Below are 3,275 nucleotides of genomic sequence, written 5' to 3' on the forward strand. Positions count from 1 at the left end.
GGGCAGTACGGCGCCGCACCCCTGGGCGAAGACGACCGGCTGACCGGCGTCGGCCGCGTCCTCGCACAGGGCCGACAGCAGGGCGTCCAGATCGACGGGAACCACCGGTTCGGGCGCCGTCTCGATCCGCGCCAGGTCCAGCCCCTCGCGCACCAGATGCTGCATGGCCGCCAGGTCGGCGATCAACTGGGCGCGCAGGCCGTCGTCGCCGATCTTCTCGACCCTCAGCCGCATCCGGGTCAGCGGGGTCTGCAGATCATGGGCCACCGCGGCCAGGACCCGGGTGCGTTCGGCGATCATGGCCCGCAGCCGGGTCTGCATGACGTTCAGGGCCGCCGCCGCCTGGCGCACCTCGCGCGCGCCTTCCTCCACCAGGGGCGGCCGGTCCAGGTCGCGGCCCAGGGCCAGGGCGCCGGCCGACAGCCGCGCCAGAGGAGCGGCGGCGCGGTGCGACGCCAGCCAGGCCGTGGCGATCACCGCCGCCAGACCGGCCGCCAGCAGGGCGGCGCTTTCGCCTCCCAGGCTCCAGGGGCGCGGCGCGGCGGGCAGGCTGACGGCGACGGGGGCCATGGCCGGGCCGCCGTCGGGCGTCAGGGTCAGGATGCGGCAGCGCAGCCGCTCGCCCGGATCGGCCCCGCAGACGGCGTCCGCCGCCTCATAGGCCCGCACGGTCACGCCGCTGACGCCGCGCCGGTCCAACGCCGCCGCCACCGCCTGGGTCAGGGCCGCGTCGGGCGGTCCCAGCCTCTGGCCCCGCGCCGGGGGCAGGCCGGCGGCCACGCCCGCGGCCGGATCGTCGTCCGACTGGGCCAGGTCGCCGATCCGCTCGGCCGTGGTGAACTCGTGCGCCCGCTTCAGCCCACGATGGTGGCCGACCTGAAGCGCCAGGAAGGTGACCGCCGCCGCCGCCATCGCCCCCACCAGCAGCAGCAGGAACAGCCGCACGGTCGATCCATCGGCGGCGCGGCCCACGTCGCGTCTCAGGCGCGCCATGTCACGGGTCCCGACAGCATATAGCCCAGGCTGCGCACCGTGCGGATCAGGGCCGGGTTGCGGGCGTCGTCGCCCAGTTTCTGGCGCAGGCGGCTGACTCTCAGGTCGATGGCGCGGTCGTCGGCGTCGGCCACGGTGGACAGGGCGCGGATCCGCTCGCGCGACAGGGGCCGGCCGCCGTTTCGCACCAGGGCGTGCAACAGGTCGAAATCGGCGCTGGACAGGGGCGCCAGCCGCCCGTCGGGCGCCGTCAGGGCGCGCGCGGCGATGTCCAGAGACCACCCTGAGAAGTCCGCGTGGCGGCCCTCGATCCTGTCCCGGTCATGGCCGGCGCGGCGCAGGACCGTGCGGATGCGCGCCACCAGTTCGCGCGGCTCGAACGGCTTGGCCATATAGTCGTCGGCGCCCATCTCCAGCCCGACGATCCGGTCGATGGGATCGCCGCACGCGGTCAGCATGATGACCGGGGTGCGCGACGTGGCGCGGATGGCGCGGCACAGGCTCAGCCCGTCTTCGTCGGGCAGGTTCAGGTCCAGCACCACCAGATCCACCGGCCCGGCCTCCAGCGCGGCCCGCATCGCCCGTCCGTCGGCCGCCTTCACCGTGCGAAACCCGTGCTGTTCCAGGTGTTCCGACAACAGATTGCGGATGTCGCGGTCGTCGTCGACGACCAGCAGGACGGGAAAGACGGCGGTCTGGGACATGGGCGTTCGGCGCAGGAAAGGACGGGGATCTGTCGTCCCGGCTCGTGGCCAAAGCGCGGCGGATACAGTCGGACACAAATCTGTTCGCCGACGACATGCGGCGACACCGAACGGACGCGAACCCGCCCGAGGGCGGCGCGAAACAGTGACTGTCCGACACGAGGCCGGACGTTCTCAACCAGAGAGACCTGAAATGAAATCCTTCCGCACCCCCGCCATCCTGGGCGCCGTCGCTACCGTCCTGCTGACCAGCGGCGCCGCCTTCGCCGGAACCGTGCCTGCCTCGACCGCATCCGCCGCGACCGCCCGCCCGGCCGCGACCTCGAGCGCCCGTCCGCAGCACCAGACCCGCAGCGCCCGTCACCACCGCGCCGAAACCCCGGCCAAGGTGAAGCCGGCCAAGCCCGGCAGGAAGTAAGACGGACGCACGCCCCCACCTCCGTCGTACAGCGCCCGTCGGCCCCAGGCCGGCGGGCGTCGCTGCGTCTAGGCCCTGAAGGCTTCCGCCAGGGCCGCCGCCATCGGATTGGGCCGGCCGAAACTGTCGAAGGGGAGCGGTTTGTCGCGGCCGTCGTCCTTGTCGCCCTGGCGATACCAGCTGTCGGTGTCGCGCAGGCCCCAGACGGTGAAGGCGAACCGCTGGGCCGGGGGCAGGGCGGTGAAGGCCTCGGCCAGTTCCGTGACGCGGGCGGACTGGCGGGCCAGCCGGTCGGCCTGGGACCGCAGATCCAGCGGGTTGTCCGTCCGCAGGGTGCAGTCCAGCTCGGACACATGGATCGGCAGGCCGAACTGGGCGATCTCGCGCATATAGGCGGCGATGACGCCGTCGGGGATGTCGATCCACAGGTGGGACTGAAGCCCCAGACCCTGGAGCGGGCAGCCGGCCTTCAGCAGGCGTTCGACCAGTTTCAGGAACAGGGCGCCCTTCGCCGGTATGGATTCCTGATTGTATTCGTTCAGGAAAAGGACGGCGTCGGGATCGGCGATCCGGGCCTGTTCGAAGGCGCGCAGCATATAGCCGTCGTGGCCGTAGCGGGCGCTCCAGTGGCAGTCGCGCAGGGCCGAACCGTCGTCCAGGATCGGCTCGTTGACCACGTCCCAGCTGCGGACCTTGCCGCGATACCGGCCGGCCAGGGCGGCGATATAGCCGTCGAAGGCGCGGTCGAAGGCGGCGCCGGACAGGCCCGCGAACGCTTCCTTGCCCTGCGAGTACCAGATCAGGGTGTGGCCGTGCAGGGCCATGCCGTTCGCCTGGGCGAAGGCGGCGATCGCGTCCGAGCGGTCGAAGTTCGGCCGGTCCAGGCCTTCGGCCAGGACATATTCCATCTTCATCTCCCACTCGGGCGTGAGCTGGGAGACATTGGCGCGGGCCAGGGCGACCCAGTCGGGGTCGTCGATCTGCATCGCCTTGATCGCCGCGCCGAACGGGCAGGGGGCGACGGATTTCAGCGGGGGGACGGCAGGCGGGGTCGGTTCGGCCGAGATGCGGTCGCAGGCGGCCAGGGGCGCAGCCAGAGGAAGCGCGAGGCCCGAGACGAGGACGGTGCGGCGCGAGATCGACATTCTATTCTCCCTCCC

Annotated in this window: 4 protein-coding genes; 1 reads left to right on the forward strand and 3 read right to left on the reverse strand. The window is 72.2% G+C overall.

The window, feature by feature from the left end:
• Positions 1 to 993 (reverse strand): HAMP domain-containing protein (locus tag ER13_RS16655; protein ID WP_035311099.1); only part of this gene is annotated, 993 nt, incomplete at its 3' end.
• Positions 981 to 1,697, reverse strand: coding sequence for a response regulator (locus tag ER13_RS16660; RefSeq protein ID WP_035311101.1), 717 nt, complete (start codon positions 1,695 to 1,697; stop codon positions 981 to 983). The genes ER13_RS16655 and ER13_RS16660, both read right to left, overlap by 13 nt.
• A 193-nt stretch (positions 1,698 to 1,890) precedes the next feature.
• Here ER13_RS16660 and ER13_RS16665 point away from each other — a divergent pair, with 193 nt between their 5' ends.
• On the forward strand, positions 1,891 to 2,115 hold the full coding sequence (locus tag ER13_RS16665) for a hypothetical protein (protein WP_008262985.1): 225 nt from the start codon (positions 1,891 to 1,893) through the stop codon (positions 2,113 to 2,115).
• 68 nt (positions 2,116 to 2,183) lie between these two features.
• Here the strand turns inward: ER13_RS16665 and ER13_RS16670 are convergent.
• Positions 2,184 to 3,275, reverse strand: a 1,092-nt coding sequence (locus ER13_RS16670) for an endo-1,4-beta-xylanase (protein ID WP_035311103.1), incomplete at its 5' end; no start/stop codon positions are given.

Origin of the sequence: Brevundimonas sp. EAKA (assembly GCF_000698025.1) — a bacterium.
In the GTDB taxonomy this organism is placed as follows: Bacteria; Pseudomonadota; Alphaproteobacteria; order Caulobacterales; family Caulobacteraceae; genus Brevundimonas; species Brevundimonas mediterranea_A.